We start from the raw sequence: 26,309 nt of genomic DNA, 5'->3' as shown, positions 1-26,309 counted from the left end.
TGACATCGCGGTTGAGCTGAACTGCGCCGACTACTCGTTAACCGCGACGGTCGCACCTGGCGCCGCCGAATACGTTACTCGCCAGCTCGGCGGCGTGAGAATCCAGCCCTACCGCTTCGCGAGCCTCGACGACAAACAGGTAATCCTCGACCAGGTGAAGGCGGACAGGGTTGTTGAAACTCAGCTCGCATTACCCGACAGCGGGCTCGTCGCGACGACACCGGCCGACCAGCGCTGCTCGCTCAGCTGCAGGAGGCGCTCAGAGTGTAGGCAGCCGACCTCTCCGGCCGAGCCACCAGGCGCTGGCAGTTGACTGCCCGTGTCGAATGGGGGCGCGGTCGAGATGAGTCTTCGATTACGCAGGGCCGTGAGTCCGACGCCCTGCTGCTCGACCGATCGTGGCCAGTTGCCCGAGCATGTCGGCGGGCGGCGCAGAGACATCCACCCGCACAATTCTCACCACGATGTCCGACCCCCTCACCGTCGCCTCACGTTCCCTCATAGCCTCGCCGTCCGAGACGTAGACGAGCGTGCCCCCGTCGAGTCCGAGCACGGTGCAGTACGCGTGCATCTGATAGAGGTCTTCGACTCGCGGCGCCCCGAGCTTGTACTTCGCGTCGATGACGACCATCGGTTGACCGTTGACTAGGTGGACGAAGTCCGGTCGGATCGGCTGTCGGCGCTCGACGTCGAGATGCGTGGGGAACTGGCCGACGCTGACGCCGCGGGAGACGTCCGCGAAGGTCTTGCTCAGCGAGGCGGTGACGAAGCCCTCGAACGCCTCCGCCATGTCGACGACGAAGGACGCGACCGACTCGCCTCCTCCGGTCGTGGAGGGGGTGAGGCGCGCAAGGACCAGCTCGGCGAATCGGAGGGCGGGCTGATATCGCTGGTTCAGCCGCGAGGGCTGCCATGGCGGAGTGCCGGCACCCGGGCGTAGCGGAGCAGCCTCAGCCAGCCGCGATTCGAGGTGCAGGAGTCGCCTCCGAGCGTCCGACGTCACTCGAGGAATGGTGAGCAGCAGTCGCGCGGCGGCGCGAAGAATCTGGTTCTCAGCGATGTCGGCCGAGTAGTCGTCCACGGTCAGCTCGACGGGGAGGAGCCTGCCACCGCGACGGGACATCTGATCGGAGAAGCGAATGCGCCCGCGTACGGTGACCGCGCTCTCGTCGAGGCGACGGTAGCCCTGCAGAACGCCGCGACCGAGTGCCCGCTCGGCGACACGGGCGTACGTCTCGGCGATCGCCGGGAAGATGTCAGATCCGGCACCGGAGACCTCTTCGGGACGGAAGCCGGGATCGGCTGCGTAACCGAGCATGAACAGGACGGACGAGAACGACGCCTTCGGGTGCACGACGAATTCGTCGTCACCGATCGCTACTGATCCGACCCGGTTCAGTAGCGGCTTCAGCTCTGCACCTGATGCGGTGATCCGTGATTCGAGGAGTCCGCTGCTGCAGGTGCGGTCGATGACGTCGGGGGTGAACGGTGCGGCCTTCCATCCGCCGTTCTCGTCGAACTCGACGCGCGTCATTCGAGCGGGGCGTCGTCGACCGAGTCGTCCGGCTCCTCCAGAGCGCCCGGTTCGAGGGCGGCGAGCCCGAAGGTCGCGCGGATCTCCGCCCGGGAGAGCCGGCCGTAGTAGTGCTCATCGAGCAGCGGGAGGATGTCGTACTCCCAGATCCGAGCGAGTCCTGCGTCGGTGCGCGCGGAGGCGCCCATGAGATAGGAGGGGCCGATCTGGAAGTCGCGGTCGAGGTCGCCGATCCGCTCGTTGAGCTGGCGCAGAAGACTGCTACGGCTGACCTCGTGGCGCTGAGCCTTCGACCAGCGCTCGATCAGACCCAGCACCGGTTCCTCCGCCGGGTGCAGCTCGACGAAGGAGAACCGGCGCCTGATCGCCGCGTCCACCAGCGAGATCGAGCGGTCGGCCGTGTTCATCGTCCCGATGACGAGGAGGTTCTCGGGGAGGCGGAACTCCTCTTCGGGCGAGTACTGCAGCGAGACCCCCGCGTCGCGGTACTCGAGGAGCAGGTAGAGCTCGCCGAAGACCTTGGCGATGTTCGCGCGGTTGATCTCATCGATGATCAGGACGTGCGGGACGGTCGGGTTCGCTGCCGCGGCCGCGGCGAGAAGTCGGACCGGTCCCGGCGCGAGGCGGAAGCTCGCCGCGCCGTTCTCATCCACCGTCGGGCGGAAGCCCTCGAAGAAGTCCTCGTAGGAATAGGAGGGGTGGAATTGCACGATGCGCACCGCTCCCTTCGGAGCGATGAAGTCGGCGAGAGCGCGAGCGAGATAGGTCTTTCCCGTCCCGGGAGGGCCGAAGAAGATAGCCTGCCGACGCTCCTCGAGAAGGCCGAGCACCTCGTCGAGCCAACTGGAGTCGTAGTGCAGTCGATCCGCGAACTCGGGTGTGCTGCGGGGGAGGCGAAGTGGTCTCGGGACGACCGGCTCCGGCGAAGGCGTCGGCTCCGGGACCAGGAAGTTGACCTCGCTGATCAGCCCATCGCCGGTCACGGCATCCAGGACCGCACGCGGGACCTCAGAAGCCGAGACCGGTGACCGCCAGTCGACGTTCCGCTCCAGGTGGGCGCCGACGTCACCGACCACTCCCCAGTGGATCCCGTCCGAGGAAGTGCAGAAGACCTGATCGCCCGGTCGCATGGTGATGAGCAGCACTGCTGCTGCCTCGATCTCGGCGAGAAGGTCAGTGAGGGGAGGTCGCTCTCCGTTCTCGTCGACGGACCACTGGCTCCAGGAGCGGAGCGCTGCCTCGCGGATGCCCTGACGGCCGGCGTCCGTCGGCGCAGTGAAGTGCAACGGAAGCACCATCGGCGATCCCGGAACGGCCGACGGAACAGCCCAGCCGCGCTGCTGGAGGGACCGCTGCGGCAGCCACCACTCGGCGTCCCACGGCGGCGAGTACCAGTCGATGTCGAGGTCTCCGCTCGGGTCGAGGCGATCCCGCAGGGCGAGGAGATCGCGATCGACGTCGTCGGTCACAGCCGGGAGCGCCGCCGCGAAGGTGTCTCGGATGGTGCGCTTCTGCGCGACCGAGACGATGCGCTCGAAGGAGGTCGGCCAGGTCAGGGCGAGGAGCGAACTGCGGATCGGCGCGACGTCCGGTTGCACGTCGAGCGTGCGATCCCGGAACAGCCAGGGATCGTCGATCGCCGCCTCGCGTGCCTCCGGATCGAGTCCGTCCCAGTGCTGGACGAAGTCGCAGAGCCACTGCAGGTGCTGGGCGATCTGCTGATTGAAACCCTGGCCGCCGTTGAAGACCCCCCGCGTGTCCAAGGCGTCGACGATCGCCTCGGGCACCTGCGGACGGTCGGGCAGGACACCGAGGATCTCCTGAAGGAGCTGGAGCTTCGTCTGCGGCCGGATGTTGGTGAGGGGGAGTCGCTGCAGATAGCAGAGCTCTGCAGCGAGGAGGACCACAGCTCGCGGCTGACCCAAGAGCTGCTGGACGAGCCGCTCACGGAAGCCGCCCCCTGAACCCGGCACGTCGATCGCCTGACGGAGGGCTTCCGCTGTCTCTGCGGTCCAGGTGACCGTCGCGCCGTCGAAGACCGACGCCTCTCGCCTGAACCCGGTGTCGAGGACGACGCGAGCGGCCTGGGCGATGGCGGACCGCTCGGCGCGGCCAGTCTTGGCGGTCACCTGGTCGCGGTCGGCCGAGGCGCCGGGGTCGACCCTGCCCCTGATCGCGGCGCAGTCGGAGCACCAGCCCGGGTGTTCCAGCACCCTCAGGTCGACGTCCGGAGCGCTGCTCCACGCCTCCGCCGTCTCGGCCTGCGACCAGATACGGACCGGAGTGGCCACGCCGTGGGCGCAGCCGGGCAGGTGCAGCTTGCCCGACGGTGCCTCCTCGTAGCCGTTCTCGGACTCGGCGAGACCCCATTCGACGCCGCCGAACGAACGAGTGGAGCCGGGGACGCGGCCCCGCGCACCGGGAGCGGTGCTGAGGACTTCGAATCCGAGGCCCTTCAGAACCCGCTGCGCGAGGCCGGAGTCGAAGTCCCGCTTGTTCAGGTCGGTCGCCTCGGCGAGCACCTGCTTCACGGGATAGCGGCGGCCTTCGACCTCCACGAAGTAGGTGCTCACCTCATCCGGCAGGGTCGTGGCGAGGATGACCTCGACCTGTTCCCGTGTGAGTTCGTACGTGGTGCCCCTGATCGTGAACCGCACTTCGTCCCCTTCGTCGTCTCGGCGAGTCTGCCGGACGGGGCCGACATTCCCCGCACGAGGGCGAATGTCGGGCAGATGAGCCAGGCCTAGACCCTCGCCGCCTCCCGACGCGCCAGCCACCCGCGCGACTCCCGCAGCCCGTCTTCCAGCGACGCCGTGCTCTCCTCATCCACACAGATCCACCCCGCGTAGTCCGCACGATCGAGCGCATCGAGCACCCCGGCCAAATCCAGCACCCCGTCCCCCGCAACCCGCCACTCCCCATCGCGCCCGACCGGCACCGAGTAGTCCTTCAGATGCAGATTGTCGACGTACGCCCCGAACTCGTCGATGAATCCCGGTAGATCCTCGACGCCCGACCGCGCCAGGTGCGCCGTATCGACGGTCAGACCGAGCACCCCCGGCTCCACCCCGTCGAAGAACTCGCGGAAGTCCGGCAGCTCCATCACCGGCTGATCGGTGTGGTGGTGCAGCGAGAACGCCACCCCCGCCTCTCGCGACCGCGCAGCGATGTCGAGCAGCGTGCGGGCGAACGACCGCCGCATCGAAGCATCCACCCCCTCGTGCGGGTGCCCGTGGCAGAACACGATCCGCTCGGCCCCGACAGCGGCGGCGAACGCGATGGTCCGCCCGATCCGCTCCTGCCCCGCCTCATCGAGCGAGTCGCCGGTGATGAGCGCCGAGTAGATCCCCGGGTCGTCGCCCAGCTCGGCGAGGGCACGAGACGGGTCGTCGATATAAGAGGAGTACTGCGCCCCCTTCAACTGCAGCCCCTCGTACCCCTCCTCCCGGAAACGACCCAGAAGGACAGGCACCTCCGAAGCCTCGAGATACTTCGAAAACGCCAGTCGCTGCACGCTCATTCTCCGATCACCTCGCGCTCGGCGGTGTCGAAGATGATGAGCAGCTCGCACTCCTCGTCGCCGATGTTGACGGCGTTGTGGGTGGCGCCGAGGGGGATGGAGATGGTGTCGCCGGGGCCCATCTCGATGTAGTCGTCGTTGACGCGGTTGCGGATGCGGCCGCGGATGACGGTGAGCACCTCGTCGCAGTTGGGGTGGTGGTGCACGGGATTGTTGCGGCCGGGCTGGATGAAGCACCTGCCGACGGTGAGGACGTCGGAGTTCCCCTCCGAACCGGCGATCATCCACTCCAGCCGGCCCCACTCCTGCGGGGCCACGGTGGCGGCGCCCTGGGGCACGAAGCCTCCGCGGCGGGTCTGGTTCTCGATCATGTCGTCTCCTTCTCATCAGGGCGCGTGGCCCTCAGTAGCAATAGGGGCGCCCGGCCCACGCGGGCCGGGCGCCGAGCGGGGCTAGCCCCCGAGCTGCGCGACCTTCGCGTCCAGCGCCGCCCCGACCTCGGCCGGGGTCAGCTGCCCCTGCGCCATCAGCTGCAGCTGCGCCACCATCTCGACGTTCAGCGCGTCCTGGTAGCGCGGCCAGGCGGCCTGCGGCAGGTAGACGCGGCCCTCCTGCAGGGCGAGGAGGTTGGGCGCGAGGTGCTCGTCGATGACGGGCTCGTAGTTGGTGGTCGTGGTCATCGAGTTCGTCGCCTGCTGGAAGGCCTCGACGCCCTCGGGGCTGGCGAGGAAGCCGAGGAACGCCTGCGCGGCCTCCGGCTCCTTGGCCTTCGCGTTGATCACCCAGCCGGGGGAGGCGTTGCCCGAGAACCACGGCTCGCCGTCGGGCTGCGGGAAGCCGGCGATCTTCCAGTTGAGATCAGGGTTCAGCTCGGGGACCTTCGTGACGTTCCACGGGCCCATCGGGATCATGGCGGCACGGCCGGTGACGAACTCCTCGAGCACCTGGTCGGCGTTCACTCCGACCACGTCCTTCGAGATCAGGCCCTCGTCGAACAGCGCGGCCCACTGGCTCAGCGGCTCCGCCCAGTTCTCCTCGAACGAGCCTCCGCCGTCGAAGGCGTCGAGGTCGCTCACGCCGTTGCGCGCGTTCGCGGCGCCGACGCTCGAGGCGATGCTGTCCGGCAGCGCGCCCCACGGCTCGAGGTACGGGGTGACTCCGGTGGTCTTGAGGTCGCGCAGCAGCTGCACGAAGTCGTCCCACTCGGTCGGGAACTCGTCGTAGCCGAGCGAGGCGATCAGGTCGGCGTCGTAGGCGAGGCCGGTCGACCACGACGAGATCGAGAGACCGTAGGTGCGGCCGTCCCGCCCGCGGATCTCCTTGTTCAGCGGCGCGACGACGTCCATGTAGGGCTCGTCGGTGATGTCCATCACCAGCTCGCCGTCGATCAGGTTGGTCTTGTTCTCGGAGCCCATCACGAAGACGTCGGCGGCCGTGCCGGCGAGCAGGCGGTTCTGCAGGGTCGAGATGTACTCGGCCACGGGCGGGGCGTGCGAGACCTCGACGCGGATGTCGGGGTTCGCCTCCTCGAAGGCGGCGACCACGGGCTCCATGGTCTCGGGGTTGTCCCACGTCATGAACGTGAGCGTCGTGCGTCCGTCACCACCGCCCGAGGCGGAGCAGCCGCTCAGCACGAGGGCGAGAGCGACACCCCCGAGGAGGGCGGTGCGGAGGCGGGAGCGGTGCGACATTGCAGGACTCGCTTTCTGGGTAGGGGGCATGACGGGTCAGCCCTTGACGCTGCCGGCCAGGAGGCCGTTGACGATGTGGCGCTGCATGGCGACGAAGAAGATCACCATCGGGATCAGCGCGAGGACGGAGAGGGCGAGGAACGCCGGCCAGTCGACGGAGAACTCGCCGACGGCCTTGTAGACCTGCAGCACGAGCGTCTGGTTCTGCTCGGAGCTGAGGAAGACGACCGGGGTGAGGAAGTCGTTCCACACCCACATCGTCTGGAACACGCCGACCGTGATGAGGATCGGGCGGATCAGCGGCAGCGCGATGCGCCAGTAGATCTGGAACGGCGAGGCGCCGTCGAGCTTGGCGGCCTCGATCATCTCGCCGGGGATGGTGCGCATGTAGCCGACGATGAGGAAGTAGCAGAACACTGATCCGGCCGTGTACATCAGGATCAGCCCCCACAGCGAGTCGACGAGGCCGAGCTGCGCGAAGAGCCGGTAGAGCGGGATCAGCGTCACCTGCCCCGGGACGAGGAAGGCGATCACGAACACGATCGTCACGAAGCGCGAGCGGCGGAGGATCACCGAGAAGGCCGCGAGCGACCCGATCAGGAGCATCAGCACGATCGACACCGCGGTGACCAGCAGCGTGTTGCCGAAGGCCTGCGCGATCGGCACGTCCTCGAGGACGCGGGCGTAGGTGTCGAGCCGCCAGACGGTGGGCAGTGCGAGGGGAGCCGCGGCGGTCTCGGCCTGCGTCTTGAACGTGTTGACGACGATGTAGTAGAACGGCAGGCCGACGATCAGGGCCAGCGGGATCATGATCGCGGTGGTGAGCAGGGCGCCGGGCCGCAGGATCTCGAGGCGGCGAGCGGGAGCGGCGGCGGGAGCGGCGGCGGTGCGGCTCATGACGTCCTCCGTTCGAGGCGGTTCGAGAGGATCAGCTGCACGGCGACGATGGCGCCCACCAGCAGCATGAACACCACGGCCAGGGCGGAGGCGCGGCCGAACTGGGCCTGCGAGATGCCGTTCTGGATGATGGTCTGCGTGATCGTGTTGGTCGAGAATCCGGGGCCGCCGCTGGTCAGGGTGAACGGCAGCTCGTAGACCTTGAGCCCGCTGGTCATCAGCAGGAGGCAGCTGATCGTCAGCGCCGGGGTGAGCAGCGGCACGGTGATGTGCCGGAACTTCTGCAGGGCCGAGGCTCCGTCGACCGTCGCGACCTCGTAGAGATCGGCCGGGATCGACTGGAGGTACGCGAGGTAGAGGATCGCGTGCCAGCCGGCGTTCGACCACACACCCACGACGATCACTGAGAGCTGGGCGAGCGCGGAGTCGGAGAGCCATGGGACCGGTCCGACGCCGAAGGTGCTCTGCAGGAGCGAGTTGAGGGCGCCCGAGCCGAGCGGCGAGAGGATGAACCCCCAGACCAGACCGAGGATCGCCACGCTCGGGATCGACGGGAAGAAGAAGACCGAGCGGACGAAGTTGCGGCCGAGGAAGGCCCGGTTGAGGACGACCGCGGTCGGGATCGCGATCACGGTGATCAACACAGTCGTGCCGAGCGTGAAGAGGATCGTGAAGCCGAGGCCCGCGATCATCGACGGGTCGGTGAAGATCGCCGCGTAGTTGTCGAGGCCGACGAACGAGACCTCGGTGCTGTAGCCGCCGAAGTCGGTGAAGCTCCAGTAGAGCGACTGCGCGAGCGGATACGCGAACAGCACCGCGAAGACGATGAGCAGCGGGATCGCGAAGGCGCGGACCTGGAGCAGCTCTCGGAACGCCGCGACGGGCGTGCGGGGCGGAGGCGTCACCGCGGGCGGCCGGACGACCGCCCGCTCGGACGGCTGCAGCACGGTGGTCACGGCCGCAGCCCGCCGACCAGCTCGGACGGCAGCAGTCCGTCGACCAGTTCGATCGGCGCACCCGTCTCGGCCGAGCGGTACGCGCCGTCGATCAGCGACACGGTCTTGAGGTTGTCGCGGCCGGAGTTGGGGGCCTCGACCCCGGTCTCGACCGCGTCGAGCAGGCCGGCCAGCGCGCCGTAGGCGGTGAGCGGCTTCGCCTCGCCCGTCGAGAGCGGGTTCTCGATCCGCTCGGTGCCCTCGGGACCGGCGAGGGTGATGCCTCCGCCGGTGATGTGCAGCGTGCCCTCGTCTCCGAGGACGATGGTGTCCCACTGGGTGATCCAGCTCGAGAAGCTGTCGGTGTAGGTCACGGTGACGTCGCCGAAGTGGATCTGCAGGTTGGCGTCGGTCTCGCCGACGGCCGGGATCGACGGCGACGAGAAGGTGCGGGCGACCAGCCAGGTGGCGTCCTGGTCGATCAGGCGGCGGAAGCCGTCGAGCCAGTGCACGCCCATCACCATCAGCGCGTGGTGCGGCTGCTCGTTGCGCCAGCCGCCGTCGACGCGGTGCATCAGCTCGCGGTGGTTGATCACGCGGACCCGGCCGATGCGACCGGCCCGGATCAGCTCGCGGGCGAGCTCGAAGCCGTAGTGCTCGCGGAAGTTCTGGTCGACGGCCAGCTGCACGCCGGCCTCGTCGGTGATGCGCACGAGCTCGCGCGCCTCGTCGATGCCGTCGGCGAAGGGCTTCTCGACCAGGATGTGCTTGCCCGCGGCGGCCAGCTCGCGCACCGTCTCGAGCCTCACGTGGCTGGGTGTGCAGACCACGGCGACATCGAACTCGACCGCGGCGAGGGCCTCGGCGATGCTCGCGAAGGCGTTCGGGACTCCGTAGGTCGTGGTGGCCCACTCTCGGCGCTCGGCCGACGGGTCGATCACGGCGACCACGTCGATCCGCTCGGGCCGCAGGCGGAAGCCGTCGAAGTGCATCTCGCTGACGCCTCCGGCGCCCACGACCGCGATGCGATGGGGTGTGGTGCGCTCTGCGCTCGTGCTCTGCGGGGCGTTGGCGTTCATCCGGACCTCCTCGTCGGACGACGAAGTCAGGGGATGCGACCTCGGCGTCGAGCGGCACGATCGCCGCTGCGAGTTCAGCTTGGAGGGCCGGTGTGAACGAAGAGAGAGCCAATGCGGGCACGATGGCCCACGGAGGCGGTCAATCGGTAAGCGTGTTCCAGGTCGCGGCCAGGATCTCGACGCCGGCGCGGGTCAGCGCGGGGTCGTTGGCGTACGAGATGCGCACGAAGTCGTCGAGACGGTCGTCGACGCTGAACGTCGGTCCGGGCAGGATCCGCACTCCCGCCCGCTCGGCGCGCTGGGCGAGCGCGGTGGCGCGCGCTTCGGGGAGCCGGATCCAGAGCGAGCCACCGCCCTGGGGGATCTGCGGCGTCCAGGTCGGCAGGTGCTCGGCGACCGCGTCGAGCACGAGCCGCCGGTGCTCCGAGAGCATCAGGAGGCGCTCGTCGCGTGCCCGCTCGATCCGCCCCAGCAGCCGGGCGGCCACGATCTGGGCGAGCACCGAGGTGCCGAGATCCTCCCCGCCCTTCACGGCCGCGAGCTCGGCCACGAGATCCGGGCGGGCGCGCAGCCAGCCGACCCGCAGCCCGCCCCAGAACGACTTGCTCACCGATCCGACGGTCATGATCGAGTCGCCGCCCGCGGCGAGCGGGATGGGCCGGCGCTCGCCGTCGATGACGGTGTCGGCCAGCGTCGCGTCGTCGATCACGGGGACGGCGTACCGCGTCGAGATCGTGGCGAGGCGGCTGCGGTGGAAGTGGTCGAGCACCGATCCGGTCGGGTTCTGCGCGGTCGACTGCACCACGATCAGCGCGGGCTTCAGCGCGGCGGTCTGGCGGGCGAGCTCGTCGACGTCGATGCCGTCGGGCCCCGAGGCGACGCCGACGAGGCGGGCGCCGAGCGCCTTCAGCGACTCGATGGCGCCGCGGAACGTCGGCTCCTCGACCAGCACCGTGGAGCCGGGGCCGATGAACATCGCGGCGGCGAGGCGGAGCGCCTGCTGCGCCCCGGACGTGATCAGGATGTGCTCCGGCGTGGTCGGCAGGCCGAGGTCGGTGTAGTACCCGGCGACGGCGAGCCGCAGCTCGGCGAGCCCGGCGGGGAGGTAGCCGTGGCCGGCCACGAGCTCGCGGGTGCGGGAGCCGTCGATCGCGTTGAACTCGTCGGCCACCATCGGCAGGCCGGGCAGCGCGGCGCTGCGCAGATCGATGCGGTCGCCGGCCGCCGCCTCGCCGACGAACGAGCGCAGGCGGTCTCCACCGTGACTCGTCTGCGGGCGGCGCGAGGCGCTCACGTAGGTGCCGTCGCCCCTCCGGCTCGAGAGCAGGCCCTCGGCGCGGAGGTCGTCGAGCGCCTTGGTCACCGTGTTGCGGCTGACGCCCAGCGCCGCGCCGAGCACCCGCTCGGAGGGCAGGCGCGAGCCCGACGGCAGAGTCCCGCTGCGGATGAGCGTCCGCAGCCCCGCGGCGAGCTCCTCGTGCAGTGCGCTCTCGCCCTGCTGCCACTCGCCCAGGAGCCGGAGGAGGCGGCTCGCGCCCACCGCGACCAATCGGAACGCATTGGCACTCGCTGCCTCGTAGGTCATCGGCACATCATGGGAGCAATCCGCGGCCGGGTCAAACATCCGGTCTCTGCGGGATCGGACGGAAGGACCCTGCGATGGCGCACACTGTCGTGCTGCTCGGAACCCTCGACACCAAGGGCGAGGAGTACGCGTTCCTCCGGGAGCGGCTCCGCTCGGCCGGTGTCGACTCGATCGTGGTCGACGTGGGCGTCCTGGGCGCGCCGAGCTTCGCGCCCGACATCGGCCGCGACGAGGTCGCCCGTGCCGGAGGCTCGACCCTGGCCGCCCTCCTCGTCGGCGGTGATCGGGGCGCCGCGATGTCCGTCATGGCGGCCGGAGCGACGGTGATCGTCCGCGACCTCGTCGCCGAGGGGACCGTGCAGGGCGCGCTCGCCCTCGGCGGCACCGGAGGGACCTCGCTCGCCGCGACCGCCTTCGCCGGGCTGCCGCTGGGGTTCCCGAAGCTCATCGTCTCGACCGCGGCCTCCGGAGCGACCGAGCAGTACGTGGGCAGCACCGACCTCATCCTCGCGCCGTCGGTCGTCGACATCGCCGGACTCAACCGGATCTCGCTGCGCATCCTCGCCAACGCCGCGGCGGCCGTGGCCGGGATGGTCGCCGCCGACGCGGTGCCCGACCGCGAGGCGCGCCCGATGGTCGCCGCCAGCATGTTCGGCGTGACCACTCCGTGCGTCACGCGGGCGCGGGAGCGGCTCGAGGAGCTCGGCTACGAGGTGCTCGTCTTCCACATGACCGGCACCGGAGGGCGCGCGATGGAGTCGCTCATCGCCCAGGGCTTCTTCGCCGGGGTGCTCGACCTGACCACGACCGAGCTGGCCGACGAGCTGGTCGGCGGGGTGTTCTCGGCGGGCCCGGATCGGCTGACCGCCGCGGGCCTCGCCGGCGTGCCGCAGGTGGTCTCGGTCGGCGCGCTCGACATGGTGAACTTCGGCGCGGTCGACACCGTCCCCGAGCGGTTCCACGAGCGCCGGCTGCACGTGCACAACTCGAGCGTCACGCTCATGCGCACCACCGCGGCCGAGTGCGCCGAGCTGGGAGCCCGGCTGGCCGCCCGGGCCGCTGCCGCCTCCGGACCGACCACCGTGCTGCTGCCGCTCGGCGGAGTCTCGGCCATCGCCGTGCCCGGCGGGCCCTTCGCCGACGCCGAGGCCGACGACGCACTCTTCGCCGCCGTCCGCACCGGGCTCGCCGGCTCCGCGGTCGACCTCGTCGAGATCGACACCGACATCAACGATCCGGGCTTCGCCGACGCGGCCGTCGACCGGCTGCACGCCGCGATCATCGCACCCCGCACACCGACCCTCCAGGGAGCGCACTCATGACCTTCGTCAGCCGCACCGACATCCTCGACCGCCTGCGCACCAAGGTCGCCCTGCGCGAACCGATCGTCGGGGCCGGCGCCGGCACCGGTCTCTCGGCGAAGTGCGAGGAGGACGGAGGCGCCGACCTGATCATCATCTACAACTCCGGCCGCTTCCGGATGGCGGGCCGCGGCTCGCTCAGCGGCCTGCTCGCCTACGGCAACGCGAACGACATCGTCGTCGACATGGGCCGCGAGATCCTCACCGTGCCGCAGCGCACTCCGGTGCTCGCGGGGGTGAACGGCACGGATCCGTTCCTCGATGCGCCGCGCTTCCTCCGGCAGCTGAAGGACCAGGGCTTCTCTGGCGTGCAGAACTTCCCGACCGTCGGCCTCATCGACGGCAACTTCCGCGCCAATCTCGAGGAGACCGGGATGGGCTACGACAAGGAGGTCGAGCTGATCCGCGCGGCCCGCGCCGAGGACCTGCTGACCACGCCGTACGTGTTCTCGGAGGAGGACGCGGTCGCGATGACCGAGGCGGGCGCCGACGTGGTCGTCGTGCACCTCGGCCTCACCACCGGCGGCTCGATCGGCGCCGAGACCGCGCGCACCCTCGACGACGGCGTCGCCCTGGCCTCGGCGTGGGCGGCGGCGGCGCGCAGCGTGCGCGACGACGTGATCGTGCTCGTGCACGGCGGCCCGGTGGCCGAGCCCGAGGACGCGCAGTACGTGCTCAGCAACGCGGTCGGCATCGACGGCTTCTACGGGGCGTCGTCGATGGAGCGGCTCCCCACCGAGCGCGCGCTCACGGCGCAGGTGCGGCGGTTCACGTCGCTGTCGCTGCCGACGGCGGCCGCGGCGCTGCACGGGGTGTCGCCGTCGGTCTGACGCCCGCGGAGCGACCGGCAGGCGAGAGCGCCCGACAGACGAATCGCCCGGGAGCGCCCCTCTGACAGGGCGTTCCCGGGCGACTCGGCTCAGTGGATCAGCGGCACGCCGTCAGCGTCGCGACTCCCTCCGAGAGGGTGTTCGTGCCACCGAGCAGGACGACCTTCGTGGCGCCGAGGGTCGTGATGTCGTCGAGCACGCCCTGCGGCACGCAGTCGGGCTTCACGGTGTAGAGCGGGTTCTTCGTGAAGCCGGCGGCGGTCGCTCCGGCGAGGGCGTCGGGGAAGTTCTCGCCGGTGGCGAGGTAGACCGTCGACGCGGCCGTGAAGGCGGCGCGGTTGAGCTGCACCGACGTGTCGTAGCGGTCGACGCCTCCGATGCGGACGGTCGGGGTGCGGAACGACGCCTCGATGCCGGTGCTGACCGAGAGGGGGTCGCCGGCGATCGTCAGCTTCTTGATGCCGAGACCGTCGACGAGAGAGGTCGTGGTCGCGTCAGCGCGGCTGAGGCCACCGTTCACCAGGATGACGGGCGCGCGGTAGGAGCCGGCTGCGGCAGCGGCGGCGAGGGCGTCGGGGAACTTCTCGCCGGTGGCGAGCCACGCCTGCGACGAACCTCGCGGGAACGCGCCCTGGACGAGCTTCGCGGCGGTGTCGTAGCGGTCGACGCCTCCGATGCGCTCGACCTCGCCGGTCTTCGCGTAGGCGGAGAGCTCGGTCGCGAGGCGCTCGCTGATGCTCAGGTCGGAGCCGACGACGACGATCTTGGTCGGCTTGAGGCGGCGCAGCTCGTCGCGGACCGACTGCGACATGGAATCGCGGTCGACCAGCAGGAGCGGTCCGCCCTGCTTCGCGGCGGCGGGACCGGCGGCGAGGGCGTCGGGGAAGTTGCCGCCGGTGGCGACGAAGACGACGGGCACGTTCGCCGAGAAGGTCGCGGCCGAGATCTTGGCGGCGGTGTCCTGGCGGTCGACTCCGGCGATGCGGGTGACGGCCGGGGCTCCCGGGGTGCCCGTCGGGGTGGGGGTCGCGGTCGGCGTGGCGGTCGCCGTGGGCGTCGCGGTCGGGGTGGCCGTCGCGGTGGGCGTGGCGGTCGGAGTGGCCGTCGCGGTGGGCTCCGGCGTCGGCGTGGCGGTCCCCGTCGGAGTCGGGGTCGGCGTCGGCGTGCCCCCGCACGACTGCGCGGTGACCCGGTAGGTGTACTGCACGTTCGCGGAGCTGGCGGCCCAGACCTGGAGCGTGTCGCCGGTCGAGACGCCCACCGGGGCGAAGGTGAACGCGCCGCCGGAAGCGGGGACGGTCTTCTGCTCGACGGTGCTGGCGTTGCGAGCGAGGCCGATGACGACGGGCTCGGCCGTGGGGTCCGTGGTGCCGGAGACGACCGCGCTGACCGGGACGCCGGCCTCGCAGGTGACGGCGGTCGAGGCGGTGGAGGCGGCAGCGGCGGCGCTGAGCGCAGGGGTGAGACCCGCGGTGCCGGCGATCAGTGCGACAGCGAGCAGGGCGAGCCGTGAGCGGCGCGGGGCCTTCACAGTGCCACCACCGGAGCGGGGAGCAGGCAGGAGAGGTGGAGCGGTGACGACATCGTGTCGCCTTTCTCGAGAGGGCGGATCGGGCCGTCGACGTCCTTGTCGGAGGGACCGGTCGCTCACGCGAGGCGCGACGATGCGACCGGGATGCCCGGAACCGGCAAGGGGCGGAACGGTGCTCGAAAGCTAGCGTCACGCTCCGCGCGTCGGCAATGGGATGCGACGCTGTATCCCAAAAGGGGGGTGCCGGAGGATGGCGCAGAATCGCCCGAGAGCGCCCCTGTGACGGGGTGCCCTCGGGCGACTCGGCCTAGCGGATCAGCTGCAGGCCGTCAGCGCGGCCACCTTCTCGGAGAGGGTGGTCGGGCCGCCGAGCAGGACGACCTTCGAGGCGCCGAGGCGCTCGATGTCGTCGAGCACGGGCTGCGGCACGCAGTCGGGCTGCACCGTGTAGAGCGGGCTCTTGGTGAAGCCGGCGCTGGTCGCTCCGGCGAGGGCATCCGGGAACTTCTCGCCGGTGGCGAGGTAGACCGTCGATGCCGAGGGGAAGGCGGCGCGGTTGAGCTGCACCGACGTGTCGTAGCGGTCGACGCCTCCGATCCGGGTCGGAGTGACGGGGAGCGACGCGGCGATGCCGTCGCTGACCGAGAGGGCGCTGCCGGCGATCGTCAGCTTCTTCACGCCGAGCTCCGTGATGAGGCTGTTCGTGGTGGCGTCGGCAGTGCCGAGGCCGCCGTTCACCAGGAGGACGGGCGCTCCGGCCGAGCCGGCCGCTGCGGCGGCGGCGAGGGCGTCGGGGAACTTCTCACCGGTGGCGAGCCAGGCCTGCGAGGAGCCCTTGGGGAAGGCGGCCTCGACGATCTTCGCGGCCGTGTCGTAGCGGTCTACCCCTCCGATGCGCCGGATGTCGCCGTTCTTCGTGTACTGGGCGAGGTCGTTCTTGAGGCTCTCGCTGATGCTCAGCTCCGAGCCGACGACGACGATCCTGGTCGGCTTGAGCCGGATCAGCTCGTCGCGGACCGGCTGCGACATGGAGTCGCGGTCGACCAGCAGCAGCGGTCCGCCCTGCTTCGCGGCGGCGGGCCCCGCGCTCAGTGCGTCGGGGAAGTTGCCGCCGGTGGCGACGAAGACGACGGGCACGTTCGTGCCGAACGTCGCCGCCGAGAGCTTCGCGGCGGTGTCCTGACGGTCGACGCCGGCGATGCGCGAGACGGTCACCGGCGCCGCGGTGGCGGTCGGGGTCGGAGTCGCGGTGGGCGTCGCGGTCGGCGTGGGCGTCGCGGTGGGCGTTGGCGTGGCCGTCGGAGTCGCGGTGGGCTCGGGGGTCGTGGTCGGCGTCGGGGTTCCGGTGGGCTCGGGGGTCGAGGTCGGAGTCGGCGTCCCGGTCGGGGTGGACGTCGCGGTGGGCTCCGGCGTCGGCGTGCCGGTCTCCGTCGGAGTCGGCGTGGGCGTGGCCTCACACGACGCCTCGGTCACGTCGTACGTGTACTGCACGTTCGTCGCGTCCCCGACGAAGATCTCGAGGGTGTCTCCCGCCTCGACGGACACCGGGTCGAAGGCGAAGGTGCCGGCGGAGTCGACGGGGTTCGCCTGCTCGACGGGCTCGTCGTTGAGCAGGAGACCGAGGATCACCGGGTCCTCGAGGTCGTTGCCGCCCTCGACGGTCCCGGAGACGACCGCGCTGGTCGGGCTGCCGCCGACGCAGGTGACCTCGGTCGAGGCGAAGTCCTCAGCCGCGGCGGCGCTGAGCACGGGGGTGAGGCCCGCGGTGCCGGCGATCAGCGCGGCGGCGAGCAGGGCGAGCCGTGAGCGGCGCGGGGCCTTCACAGTGTCACCGTCGGAGTGGGGAGCGGGCAGGAGAGGTGGAGCGATGACGACATGGTGTCGCCTTTCTCGAGAGGGCGGATCGGGCCGTCGACCTCCTCGTCGGCGGGACCCGTCGCTCTCGCGAGGCGCGACGAGACGACCGGCGTGCCGGGATCCGACGGGGGAGGGGACAGTGCTCGAAAGCTAGTGACGCGCTCACACCCCCACAATGGGTAGCGACACCGTGTCCCAAGAGTGCGGGCGGGGGCTCGTGACGCTCCCGACGGGGAAGCGGCCCGCACCCGCCCGCCCCGGCGCGGGGCGTGTCACGCTAGCCGCATGGATCTCGAGGTGCGGCCGGGCCTGATCATCCCCGCGCCGGAGCTGCAGTGGCGGTTCTCGCGGTCCTCCGGCCCGGGCGGTCAGCACGTCAACACCTCCGACAGTCGGGTGCAGCTCACGTGGAACGTGGCGGAGTCGACGGCGCTCAACGACGAGCAGCGGATGCGCGTCCTCGCGCACCTCGCGCAGCGCCTCGTGGCGGGCGCGGTCACGGTGACGGTGCAGCGCGAGCGGTCGCAGCTGCGCAACCGCGAGATCGCCCTCGACCGGCTCCGCGACCTCGTGGCCGCCGCGCTGGCGCCGCCCGCGGCGACGCGCCGCCCGACCCGGCCCACCCGCGGCTCGGGCCGCCGCCATCTCGCGGCGAAGCAGCAGCGCTCGGCGACGAAGCAGCAGCGGAGGCGCCCGACGGCCGACTAGGGCGAAGCTCTCGGCCGTCACCAGATCAAGCCCTCATCGGGGGGTCCACGAGCCTGAGAATCCGCCACGAACAGCCGGATAGTGGGGGCTACTCGTTCATCAGCGGATCCGCGGCGCAGAAGCAGTCGGTCCGCGCTCCGTCAAGGAGATCCTCGTGCCCGGATCCGCACCACCCGCCCGCTCGTCCTTCCGCTCGACACTCGCGACCGCCGTCGCGGCGCTCATCGTCGCGGCCGGCCTCGTCGCGATGCCGACGGCCGCCTCGGCCGCACCGCCGCCCGGGGTCGCCGACTCCGCCGCCTGCGGGGAGGCCGGAGTCGTCAACCAGGCGATCATCGCCGTCCCCGACCAGGTCGAGTGCCGCTACGCGAATCGCAGCGCCGACGGGATCGGCGGCGCGCCCGACACGTTCACGGTGCCCTCCCACACGCACTCGCTCGACGTCACGGTCCACGGAGGCCGCAACGGCGGGCTCACGACCGCGAAGCTCGCCGTGCAGCCCGGTCAGGTCCTGCAGGTCAACGTGGGCGGGCGCGGCGAGTACGGATCGTTCAACGGGACCTCGCTGGGCCGTCGCGCCCTCGGTGGCTGGAACGGCGGTGGCACGGGAGGCACCGATGGCTTCGGCTGCACCATCAACCGCTGCGGTGACGGCGGCAGCGGTGCGACCGACGTGCGCACCGGCGCGTACGGCCTCACCGATCGCGTGCTCGTCGCGGGGGGCGCGGGCGGCAACTGGGCCGGTGACTACGGCATGGGCGGAGGGCTGAACGGCCGGGACGGCTCGCAGGAGGGCACCAACAGCATCTACGCGGGCAAGGGCGGCGGAGGCAGCCAGCTGGCCGGCGGCTACGGCGGCGGCAACGCGAGCGGCGGTTCGTTCGGCGGCGGCGGCGGTGGTGGTGACGGCAAGCCCACGATCGGCGGTGCGGCCATCGGCGGTGGTGGCGGCGGTGGCGGCTGGTACGGCGGTGGCGGCGGCAGCGGCCGCTACTACGGCTTCGCCTTCCTCGTCTTCTACGCGGGCACCGGCGGCGGCGGCAGCGGCCACGCGGGCGCGGGGACTTCGGACGTCGTGTTCGGCACGCCCAGCTTCGAAGCCGCTCACGTCGTGATCCGCTCGATCCCCGACGACTTCACCACGACCACCACGGTGACCTCGTCGCCGAACCCGTCGAACGTGGGCGACGACATCACCTTCAGCATCACGACCACCACGGCCGACCCGTCCCGGATCCCGCTCGGCGGCGGCGACGTCACCCTCCAGTACAACGTCGACTTCGGCACGCACGGCAGCTCCCTGTACTTCCGCGTGCCCCTCGTCATCCAGCCCGGCACTCCCGGACGCGGCACGGCGACCATCACGATGGACGAGACGAACTCGCGAGGCCTGATCGACTACACCGATCCCACCCTCTACTGGGCGTCGTACGTCGGATACAGCCAGGATCAGGCCGATGGCACGTTCACGGTCCTCAGAAGCCAGTCGGACGACCGCACCCAGACGATCGTCCGCCCCCCGGTGGTCATCGTCCCGGTCGCGCAGACGATCACGGCCCCCGAGCTGACGGATCTTCGCCTCGACGGCCCCGACGTCGCCCTCGGCGCGACGGCGTCCTCCGGCCTGCCCGTCACCTACCTCAGCAGCACGCCGGAGGTCTGCTCGGTGGAGGGGACTGCGATCCGTGCCCGCTCCGGAGGGGTCTGCACCGTTGCCATGATCCAGCCCGGGAACGAGTACTTCCTCCCCGCCCCGTCGATCGAGCGCTCCGCCACCATCACCCGACTGCCGCAGACGATCAGGTTCCTGCCGTACACGGGCCAGGCGGCCGTCGTGGGCACCGTTCAGCTGGGCGCATCGTCGTCCGCGAACCGCCTCGTCGTCTTCAGTTCGCTGACTCCCGAGGTCTGCGCGGTCGACACGCCCGCGGACACCTACAACACGCAGTCCACCGGCTACGCCCGCACGCTGAAGGCCGGGACCTGCACGGTCGCGGCGGACCAGCCCGGCGACGAGAGCGTCGAGCCCGCCGAGCAGATCCGGACGAGCTTCGACCTGCCGAAGCTCCCGCAGGAGGTCTCCTTCCGCACTCCCGGCGTCGTGCGTCCGGGCGACGACGACGTCCTCCTGTACGCCGGCTCGAACTACGGGCTCCCGGTGACGGTGACGACCTCGACCCCCGACGTCTGCGCGATCCTCTCCGACGCCTTCGTCCGCCCTCTCGCCGCCGGCACCTGCACGGTGAGCGTCGACCAGCCCGGCGACGATCTGTATCTGCCGGCGGAGCGCTTCACGCGATCGTTCGAGATCGTCCGCGACACCCAGACCATCACCTACGACTATCCCCAGGACATCGACCGCCACAGCGGTGCGAGCTACACCCCGGTCGCGACGGCCGATTCGGGCCTGCCGGTGACGTTCGGCGCGACAGGCGCCTGCACGATCGCCGACGGCGTCGTGACCTTCACCGAGATCGGCGGAGTCTGCACCGTCACGGCGGACCAGCCCGGCACAGCCGGGTACGCGCCCGCACAGCAGCGCTCGCGCGCCTTCACGGTTCTCAAGCGGTCGCAGACGATGACGATCACCTCGACGATCCCCGAGACGGGCGCGGTCGGCGGCACGCTCGTCGTGACGGCGGAGGCGAGCTCGGGGCTGCCCGTCAGCGCCGGCGTGTACGGCGCCTGCTCCAGCGCCCCGGACGCGCAGGGACGGACCGTCGTGACCTTCACGAGCGTCGGCACCTGCACGCTCAACCTCGGCCAGAACGGCAACGCCGAGTACGACGCGGCACCGGGTCAGTTCCGGACCATTCAGGTCGGCCTGCCGGCTCAGACGCTCGCGTTCACGTCGACCGCTCCCGCGACCGCGGCACCCGGTGACACCTACACCGTGACCGCGGCGGGCGGCGCCTCCGGGCAGCCCGTCGTCCTCGGCGCCACCGGAGCGTGCACCATCGCTGACGCCGTCGTCACCTTCACGGCGACCGGCACCTGCACGATCACCGCCGACCAGGCGGGCGACGACCGCTTCCAGGCGGCTGCGCAGGTCTCGCAGACCGTCGCGGTCGGGCTCCTCGCGGGCTCCGTCGCCTTCGGCGGCGACGCACCGACCGATGCGCGGGTGGGCGGCTCGTCCACACCGGTGATCGTCGAGGGCCCCTCCAGCGCCGACCCGGTGCTCGCCGCCTCGGGCGCCTGCTCGGTCGCCTCCGGAGTCGTGTCGTACGACTCGGCGGGCACCTGCACGCTGACGCTGAACCAGGCGGGGGATCCGCGCTACGGCGCCGCTCCCCAGGCCGTCCGGACCTTCGAGATCGCCCGGATCGCGCAGACGGTGGCGTTCACGTCGACGGCTCCGGCCACGGCGGTCGCCGGCGGCACCTACACGCCGACGGCGACGGGCGGCCCCTCGGGGAAGCCCGTGGTGATCGACGCGACCGGGTCGTGCTCGATCGCGAGCGGAGTCGTGACCTTCACCGGGTCGGGCACCTGCACGATCACCGCGGATCAGGCGGGCGACGACCGCCACGCGGCGGCCCCGCAGGCCTCGCAGTCGATCGCGGTCGGTCTCGCGGCGGGCACCGTGTCGTTCGGCGGCGACGCTCCGACGGGCGCGGCGGTCGGGGGGTCCTCCACCCCGGTGATCGTCCGCGGTCCCTCCAGCGCCGACCCGGTCCTGGCCGCCTCGGGAGCCTGCTCGGTCGCCTCCGGAGTCGTCTCCTACGACTCGGCGGGCACCTGCACGCTGACGCTCGACCAGGCGGGCGACGCGCGCTACGGCGCGGCTCCGCAGGCCGTGCGCACGTTCGAGATCACCCGGGGCGGCCAGACGCTGGCCTTCACGTCGACCGCGCCCGCCGCGGTCGTGGGCGGCGCGGCCTACAGGCCGGCGATCCGCGGAGGCGCGTCCAGCGCTCCCGTGGTCCTCGGCACGACGACGCCCTCGGTCTGCTCCGTGGCGGACGGCTCGGTGAGCTTCACCGCGGCCGGCACCTGCGTGCTCACCGCCGATCAGGCCGGTGACGCGACGCACGAGGCGGCGCCGCGGGCGACGCAGTCCATCACCGTGAAGGCGGCCGTCCCGGCCGTCAAGAAGGCGCAGACCATCGCCTTCACGACGACGATGCCGAAGGCGCCCGAGCGCGGAGTCGCCTACCCGGTGGCCGCCACCGCCACCTCGGGCAACCCGGTGACCTTCGCCGCGAAGGGCAGCTGCACCCTCACCGCCACGGGACGCGGGACCGCCACGGTCACGCTGACCGGTGCGGCGACCTGCACCGTCACAGCGACGCAGGCCGGCGACGCGACCTGGCTCGCCGCTCCAGCGGTCACCCGGACCCTCAAGGTCGACGCGGCCACGAAGGCCGACCTGACGATCGCGATGACCCCCACCCCGGGTCTCGGCTCGACCGCGCCGGTCTCCGGAACGGTGACGATCAAGAACGTCGGCACCCGTGACGCGGGGGCCACCACCACCCGGGTGACGGTGTCGGCTCCGGTCGCCGATGCTCCCGGCGCCGTGCGGACCCCGGGCAAGGTCAAGGGCACCACGGTGCTCACGTGGACGGTCCCCACCGTGGCGGCCGGCCAGAGCATCACCTACACGGTGAAGCTCGCCACGCGGCCCAAGGTGACGACGATCGACGCGACGGTGTCGACCTCGCTCGCCGATCCGACGCCGGCGAACAACTCGCTCAGCCGCACCGTCAAGTAGGCGGGACGACGGGGTGCTGCTGCCGGACCGCCGGCGGCAGCACCCCGTCGCTGTGACCGCGGTCGTCGGAGCGGAGGAGGGGCGCGCCCGCCCGCGGCGTCGAGGGGCTACTCCAGCGGCTTCCGCATCCGGAAGTTCGTCAGCGCGACGCCCGCGCGCACGGGGTGCTGCTCGGCGACGACCGTGAATCCGCGGCTCTCGAAGAACGGCCGCGCGGTGATGCTCACGTCGGCCGACAGCTCGGCGGCACCCGATCGCCGCGCGAGGTCCTCCGCGTGCGCGAGGAGGCGGGTGGCCACTCCGCGGCGGAGGAACCGCGGCGAGACGAACATCATGTCGATGAAGCCGGACGGAGCGACATCCGAGAAGCCGGCCACGGCGCCTCCGCTCTCGATCAGGAAGGCGCGACGGGCCGCCATCGCGGCGTGCCAGGCGGGGAGCGGGCGGTCGTCGGCGCGCGCCCACGCGCTGATCTGCTCGGGGGAGTAGTCGGCCGCGGCGGTCCCGGTCACCGCGGCGAGGAACACCTCGAGCGTCGCGGCGGCATCGGACGGCCGGTACTCGCGCAGGATCTCCACCGGGTCATCCTCCCAGCACGCACAGGAGCGCCCGCCGTCACGATCGTGACGACGGGCGCTCCTCAGACACTGCCGCGCGTCAGAGCGTCTGCGCGAACGGGTCGAAGTCGACCGGAACGGCCGGCACGGTCGGCACGGTGCTGCCGAGGGCGACGAACTCGCCGGTCTCGGCCGACTCCTGCGCCGAGAGCATGACGTCGAGCACGTGGTACGCGAGCTCGCCGGTGGCCACGTGCGGGCGGTCCTCCGCGATGGCGCGGACCATGTCGAGCAGGCCGAGGCCGCGGCCGACGACCGTGCCCTCCTGCTCGATCTCGGTCCACTCCTGCTCGCCCCAGTCGCCGTCGGCGATCGAGGTGCGGGCCTTCACGTAGGCGGTGCGGCCCTCGAACTGGTTCGGGTCGGGGATGACGATCGACCCCTCCGTGCCGTGGATCTCGAAGACGCCGTGGCGCTCGAGCGCGGAGTCGAAGCTGAGCAGGCTCGACGCCTGCTGGCCGGCCGCGAACGAGGTCAGCACCTGCAGCGAGGTGGGCACCTCGACGGGGAACGTCGACCCGGCGTCCGGGCCGGAGCGGATGACCCGCTCCTCGAGCTTCTTGCGGCCCAGGGCCGCGACCTTCTCGACCGGGCCGAACAGGCTGACGAGCCCGGTGAAGTAGTACGGACCCATGTCGAGCAGCGGGCCGGCACCCTCCGCGAAGAGGAACGCCGGGCTCGGGTGCCAGAGGTCGGGCCCGACCGTCTGGAAGACGGTGGACGCGAACATCGGCTCGCCGATGATCCCCTCGGCGATCGCGCGCTTGGCCGACTGGAACCCCGGGCCCAGCACGGTGTCGGGCGCCGAGCCCACGCGCAGCCCCTTCGCGGCGGCGTCCTCGAGCAGCTGCGCCGCTCCGACGCGGTCGAGGCCGAGCGGCTTCTCGCTCCAGACGTGCTTGCCCGCGGCGATCGCGGCGGCGGAGACCTCGATGTGCGCGGCGGGGATCGTCAGGTTGACGACGACCTGCACGCCGGGGTGGGCGAGGACGTCCTCGGCGGAGCCCCAGGCGGGGACGCCGTGCTTCTCGGCCTGGCTCTTCGCCCGGTCCGTCAGCAGGTCGCCGACGATGACGACCTCCACGTCCGGGAACGACTTGAGGTTCTCGAGGTAGGTGTCGCTGATGACGCCGACGCCGATGACGCCGATTCCGACGGGGCCGCTCATGCCGCGTACCCGCCCTTCACGAGGAAGTCGTAGCTCGCCTGGATGTCGGCGAAGACGTCGCCGGGGGCGTTGTCGTACTCGATGACGGCGTACTTGATCGCGCCCTCGCCGGCCGCGAGCGCCGCGACCAGCGGCACGTCGCCCTCGCCGGGGCGGCGCTGGTCGAGGGTGTCCGATCCGAACGCGGCGGCGCCGGGGGCGAAGGGGTTCTCGGCCGGAGCGACGCCGTCCTTGACGTGCACGGCGACCAGGCGCTTGCCGAGCCGCGAGACCAGTGCGGCGCCGTCCTGGCCGCCCGTGAGCGCCCAGAACAGGTCGAGCTCGATCTCGACGCGCTCGTCGGTGGTCGCGACGAAGCGCTCGTAGGCGGTCTGCCCGTCGAAGGAGGCGAGGAACTCCTGCGCGTGGTTGTGGTAGCCGACCGTGAGGCCGAAGGTCGCGGCGATCTCGGCGGCCTTGTTGAGGCGGTCGGCGATGTCGGCGACGCCGTCCTCGGTCAGCCAGCGCTCGGCCGGGACGAAGGGGTCGATGACGGTGGTGATGCCGATCTGGGCGGCCGCCTCGAAGACGACCTCCGGAGCGGGCGTGGGGATGGAGCCGTCGGGGGTCCACAGCTCGTCGGAGAGCAGCGGAGCGTGACCGGTCGGCGAGGCCAGGCCGCTCGCGTCGAGGGCGGCGCGGATCTCGGCCGGGCGGCGCACGAAGTCGAACGCCTCGACGTTCTTCAGCCCGATGGCCGCGAGCTTGTCGAGCGACCCGTTCGGGTCCTCGGTGAATTCCTTGGCCAGCGTGTACAGCTGGACGGAGGCGGCGGGAAGGGTCATGGTCGATGTCGCTTTCGATCGGAGGAGGGTGGGAGAGGGAGCAGGAGGCCGGAGTCCGACCCGTCTGGTCTACCGGACTTTCTTGATCGGGAAGATGACGACCGCACCCACGATGGCCGCGACCGCGCAGACCGAGAACCAGAGGGCGTAGTTGTTGCCGGTCGGATCGCTGACGTAGACCAGGATGCCGCCGATCAGCGGAGCGATGGTCTGGGGGAGGGCGTTGGCGATGTTGAAGACGCCGAGGTCCTTGCCCGAGTCCTCGGGGTTCGGCAGCACGTCGACGACCAGCGCGAGGTCGACGCCCACGTAGATGCCGTACGCGATGCCGAGGATCGCCTCGAGGACGTAGAAGGCGCCGACGTCCTGGACGAAGATCAGGGCGAACGTGCCGACGGCGAAGAGCGCGGTCGAGCTCCAGACGAACACCTTGCGCCGGCCGATCCTGTCGGACAGCCAGCCCGCGAAGTAGCTCGCTCCGACCAGTCCGATCGTGTAGATGAACACGCTCGTCACGATCACCCCGGGGATGTCGGCCTCGGGGAGCTCGATGTGGTTGAGCAGGTAGAAGAAGCGGAACGTGGTGAAGCCGAAGCTGGCGAAGGTGATCAGGAAGCGCGACCACCACGCGAGCGCGTAGTCGGGGTGCTTCACGGGGCTGACCCAGAAGGTCTCCGCCCACTCGCGGAGCGTCGCGCGCGGCGGGCGGGAGGGCAGGCGGCGGTCGGGGAGGACCACGGCGAAGACGACCATCACGATGATCGCGAGGACGGAGGGGCCGACGAACATCAGGAACAGCTGGTCGGCGAACGCCTGGGCGACGTAGGTGCCGCCGAGGATGCCGACGTTCTGGGCGATGCCGATCGCGGCGGTGATCTTGCCGCGCTGGAACCGGGGCACCTGGTCGGCGATCGTCGCGATGAAGGGGGCGAGCGTCATGTTCGCACCGAGCTGCGCCAGCGACCAGCCGATGGTCGCGACGAGCAGGGTCGGGGCGAGGGCCATGATCGCGAAGGCGACGGTCATGATGACGGTGCCCGTCACGATCCAGACGCGTCGACGGCCGAGGCGGCTGGTCGTGCGGTCGGAGAGGCGGCCGAAGACCACGTTGGCGATCGTGGCGAAGAGGGCGCCGAATCCGCCGAGCACGGCGGCTGCTCCGGTCGCGCCGTTCTGCGCGATCTCGCCCGCGTCGACCAGCGACTGGATCTTGATGCCGATGCCGACGACCGCGGGGCCGAGCAGGGCGATGAAGAAGACGAGCTGCGCCGCGAGCAGCCAGAAGACGTAGGACCCCTTGGCCGGCTGTGTCGGCTCGAGGAAGCCCCGGCCCCGCACGGTCGCGGTCGAGGTGGTCATCCCCGAGGGCATCCCTGCGGCGGATCCGCTCGCTGTCGTCATGTCCGTGGTCCTCTCGTCATTGAGCGTCGGGCCGGAGTCTAAAACCGACCACCG

Annotated in this window: 19 protein-coding genes; 4 read left to right on the top strand and 15 right to left on the bottom strand. The window is 71.1% G+C overall.

The window, feature by feature from the left end:
- Positions 1-355: 355 nt before the first annotated feature.
- From GSU68_RS17295 to GSU68_RS17255, 9 genes are all read right to left on the bottom strand, one after another.
- Positions 356-1,534: a restriction endonuclease gene (locus GSU68_RS17295; protein WP_208544606.1), complete on the bottom strand. Its 1,179-nt coding sequence runs from the start codon at positions 1,532-1,534 to the stop codon at positions 356-358.
- The gene (locus tag GSU68_RS17290; RefSeq protein WP_159909876.1) at positions 1,531-4,191 is read right to left on the bottom strand and encodes an AAA family ATPase; all 2,661 of its coding nucleotides are present in this window, start codon (positions 4,189-4,191) and stop codon (positions 1,531-1,533) included. The genes GSU68_RS17295 and GSU68_RS17290 overlap by 4 nt, the downstream gene beginning before the upstream one ends.
- 86 nt (positions 4,192-4,277) lie before the next feature.
- Positions 4,278-5,054 (bottom strand): sugar phosphate isomerase/epimerase, encoded by a 777-nt coding sequence (locus tag GSU68_RS17285; protein WP_159909875.1) that lies wholly within the window; start codon positions 5,052-5,054, stop codon positions 4,278-4,280.
- Entirely contained in the window at positions 5,051-5,425 is a 375-nt protein-coding gene (locus tag GSU68_RS17280) for a cupin domain-containing protein (RefSeq protein WP_159909874.1), read from the bottom strand. Before GSU68_RS17280 ends, GSU68_RS17285 begins: the two co-directional genes overlap by 4 nt.
- Before the next feature lie 81 nt (positions 5,426-5,506).
- On the bottom strand, positions 5,507-6,745 hold the full coding sequence (locus tag GSU68_RS17275) for an extracellular solute-binding protein (RefSeq protein ID WP_159909873.1): 1,239 nt from the start codon (positions 6,743-6,745) through the stop codon (positions 5,507-5,509).
- Positions 6,746-6,781: 36 nt separating this feature from the next.
- A complete protein-coding gene (locus GSU68_RS17270) occupies positions 6,782-7,642 on the bottom strand; it encodes a carbohydrate ABC transporter permease (RefSeq protein WP_159909872.1) in 861 nt (286 codons plus the stop codon).
- Positions 7,639-8,598: a sugar ABC transporter permease gene (locus GSU68_RS17265; protein WP_244259324.1), complete on the bottom strand. Its 960-nt coding sequence runs from the start codon at positions 8,596-8,598 to the stop codon at positions 7,639-7,641. The genes GSU68_RS17270 and GSU68_RS17265 overlap by 4 nt, the downstream gene beginning before the upstream one ends.
- The gene (locus tag GSU68_RS17260) at positions 8,595-9,656 is read right to left on the bottom strand and encodes a Gfo/Idh/MocA family oxidoreductase (protein ID WP_159909871.1); all 1,062 of its coding nucleotides are present in this window, start codon (positions 9,654-9,656) and stop codon (positions 8,595-8,597) included. The genes GSU68_RS17265 and GSU68_RS17260 overlap by 4 nt, the downstream gene beginning before the upstream one ends.
- A gap of 139 nt (positions 9,657-9,795) precedes the next feature.
- The gene (locus tag GSU68_RS17255) at positions 9,796-11,241 is read right to left on the bottom strand and encodes a PLP-dependent aminotransferase family protein (protein ID WP_159909870.1); all 1,446 of its coding nucleotides are present in this window, start codon (positions 11,239-11,241) and stop codon (positions 9,796-9,798) included.
- A gap of 74 nt (positions 11,242-11,315) precedes the next feature.
- Here GSU68_RS17255 and GSU68_RS17250 point away from each other — a divergent pair, with 74 nt between their 5' ends.
- Together GSU68_RS17250 and GSU68_RS17245 are read left to right on the top strand one after the other, a co-directional pair.
- Positions 11,316-12,563: a Tm-1-like ATP-binding domain-containing protein gene (locus GSU68_RS17250; RefSeq protein WP_159909869.1), complete on the top strand. Its 1,248-nt coding sequence runs from the start codon at positions 11,316-11,318 to the stop codon at positions 12,561-12,563.
- Positions 12,560-13,432, top strand: a complete 873-nt coding sequence (locus GSU68_RS17245; protein ID WP_159909868.1) for a phosphoenolpyruvate hydrolase family protein — start codon at positions 12,560-12,562, stop codon at positions 13,430-13,432. The genes GSU68_RS17250 and GSU68_RS17245 overlap by 4 nt, the downstream gene beginning before the upstream one ends.
- Positions 13,433-13,529: 97 nt before the next feature.
- Here the strand turns inward: GSU68_RS17245 and GSU68_RS17240 are convergent, their stop codons facing one another.
- Together GSU68_RS17240 and GSU68_RS17235 are read right to left on the bottom strand one after the other, a co-directional pair.
- Positions 13,530-14,963 carry a cell wall-binding repeat-containing protein gene (locus GSU68_RS17240; protein WP_159909867.1) on the bottom strand — a complete coding sequence of 478 codons (1,434 nt, stop codon included), beginning with the start codon at positions 14,961-14,963 and terminating at the stop codon, positions 13,530-13,532.
- Between the two features lie 315 nt (positions 14,964-15,278).
- Positions 15,279-16,787, bottom strand: a complete 1,509-nt coding sequence (locus GSU68_RS17235) for a cell wall-binding repeat-containing protein (RefSeq protein ID WP_159909866.1) — start codon at positions 16,785-16,787, stop codon at positions 15,279-15,281.
- 318 nt (positions 16,788-17,105) lie between these two features.
- On the opposite strand from GSU68_RS17235, the gene arfB reads away from it, so the two are divergent.
- On the top strand, positions 17,106-17,528 hold the full coding sequence (gene arfB, locus GSU68_RS17230) for an alternative ribosome rescue aminoacyl-tRNA hydrolase ArfB (protein WP_159909865.1): 423 nt from the start codon (positions 17,106-17,108) through the stop codon (positions 17,526-17,528).
- 154 nt (positions 17,529-17,682) lie between these two features.
- Entirely contained in the window at positions 17,683-22,245 is a 4,563-nt protein-coding gene (locus GSU68_RS17225; protein WP_159909864.1) for a glycine-rich protein, read from the top strand.
- A 107-nt stretch (positions 22,246-22,352) separates the two neighbouring features.
- Here the strand turns inward: GSU68_RS17225 and GSU68_RS17220 are convergent, their stop codons facing one another.
- The 4 genes from GSU68_RS17220 to GSU68_RS17205 form a co-directional block, all read right to left on the bottom strand.
- Entirely contained in the window at positions 22,353-22,823 is a 471-nt protein-coding gene (locus GSU68_RS17220) for a GNAT family N-acetyltransferase (RefSeq protein ID WP_159909863.1), read from the bottom strand.
- A 79-nt stretch (positions 22,824-22,902) separates the two neighbouring features.
- Positions 22,903-24,030 carry a Gfo/Idh/MocA family oxidoreductase gene (locus GSU68_RS17215; protein ID WP_159909862.1) on the bottom strand — a complete coding sequence of 376 codons (1,128 nt, stop codon included), beginning with the start codon at positions 24,028-24,030 and terminating at the stop codon, positions 22,903-22,905.
- The gene (locus GSU68_RS17210; RefSeq protein WP_159909861.1) at positions 24,027-24,854 is read right to left on the bottom strand and encodes a sugar phosphate isomerase/epimerase; all 828 of its coding nucleotides are present in this window, start codon (positions 24,852-24,854) and stop codon (positions 24,027-24,029) included. Before GSU68_RS17210 ends, GSU68_RS17215 begins: the two co-directional genes overlap by 4 nt.
- A 69-nt stretch (positions 24,855-24,923) precedes the next feature.
- Complete coding sequence (locus tag GSU68_RS17205) at positions 24,924-26,255, bottom strand: MFS transporter (RefSeq protein WP_159909860.1); 1,332 nt, start codon at positions 26,253-26,255, stop codon at positions 24,924-24,926.
- Positions 26,256-26,309 lie beyond the last annotated feature (54 nt).

The sequence above is a fragment of the Rathayibacter sp. VKM Ac-2759 genome (assembly GCF_009834225.1).
GTDB lineage: Bacteria > Actinomycetota > Actinomycetes > Actinomycetales > Microbacteriaceae > Rathayibacter.
Note: the sequence above shows the minus strand (reverse complement) of the source record. Positions and strands in the feature narration are given on the sequence as shown.

Excerpts from the sequence above, each read along its gene's own strand:
- GSU68_RS17295 (WP_208544606.1), bottom strand. The coding sequence starts at position 1,534 with ATGACGCGCGTCGAGTTCGACGAGAACGGCGGATGGAAGGCCGCACCG.
- GSU68_RS17285 (WP_159909875.1), bottom strand. The coding sequence starts at position 5,054 with ATGAGCGTGCAGCGACTGGCGTTTTCGAAGTATCTCGAGGCTTCGGAG.
- GSU68_RS17280 (WP_159909874.1), bottom strand. The coding sequence starts at position 5,425 with ATGATCGAGAACCAGACCCGCCGCGGAGGCTTCGTGCCCCAGGGCGCC.
- GSU68_RS17275 (WP_159909873.1), bottom strand. The coding sequence starts at position 6,745 with ATGTCGCACCGCTCCCGCCTCCGCACCGCCCTCCTCGGGGGTGTCGCT.
- GSU68_RS17270 (WP_159909872.1), bottom strand. The coding sequence starts at position 7,642 with ATGAGCCGCACCGCCGCCGCTCCCGCCGCCGCTCCCGCTCGCCGCCTC.
- GSU68_RS17260 (WP_159909871.1), bottom strand. The coding sequence starts at position 9,656 with ATGAACGCCAACGCCCCGCAGAGCACGAGCGCAGAGCGCACCACACCC.
- GSU68_RS17255 (WP_159909870.1), bottom strand. The coding sequence starts at position 11,241 with ATGACCTACGAGGCAGCGAGTGCCAATGCGTTCCGATTGGTCGCGGTG.
- GSU68_RS17250 (WP_159909869.1), top strand. The coding sequence starts at position 11,316 with ATGGCGCACACTGTCGTGCTGCTCGGAACCCTCGACACCAAGGGCGAG.
- GSU68_RS17245 (WP_159909868.1), top strand. The coding sequence starts at position 12,560 with ATGACCTTCGTCAGCCGCACCGACATCCTCGACCGCCTGCGCACCAAG.
- arfB (WP_159909865.1), top strand. The coding sequence starts at position 17,106 with ATGGATCTCGAGGTGCGGCCGGGCCTGATCATCCCCGCGCCGGAGCTG.
- GSU68_RS17215 (WP_159909862.1), bottom strand. The coding sequence starts at position 24,030 with ATGAGCGGCCCCGTCGGAATCGGCGTCATCGGCGTCGGCGTCATCAGC.
- GSU68_RS17210 (WP_159909861.1), bottom strand. The coding sequence starts at position 24,854 with ATGACCCTTCCCGCCGCCTCCGTCCAGCTGTACACGCTGGCCAAGGAA.
- GSU68_RS17205 (WP_159909860.1), bottom strand. The coding sequence starts at position 26,255 with ATGACGACAGCGAGCGGATCCGCCGCAGGGATGCCCTCGGGGATGACC.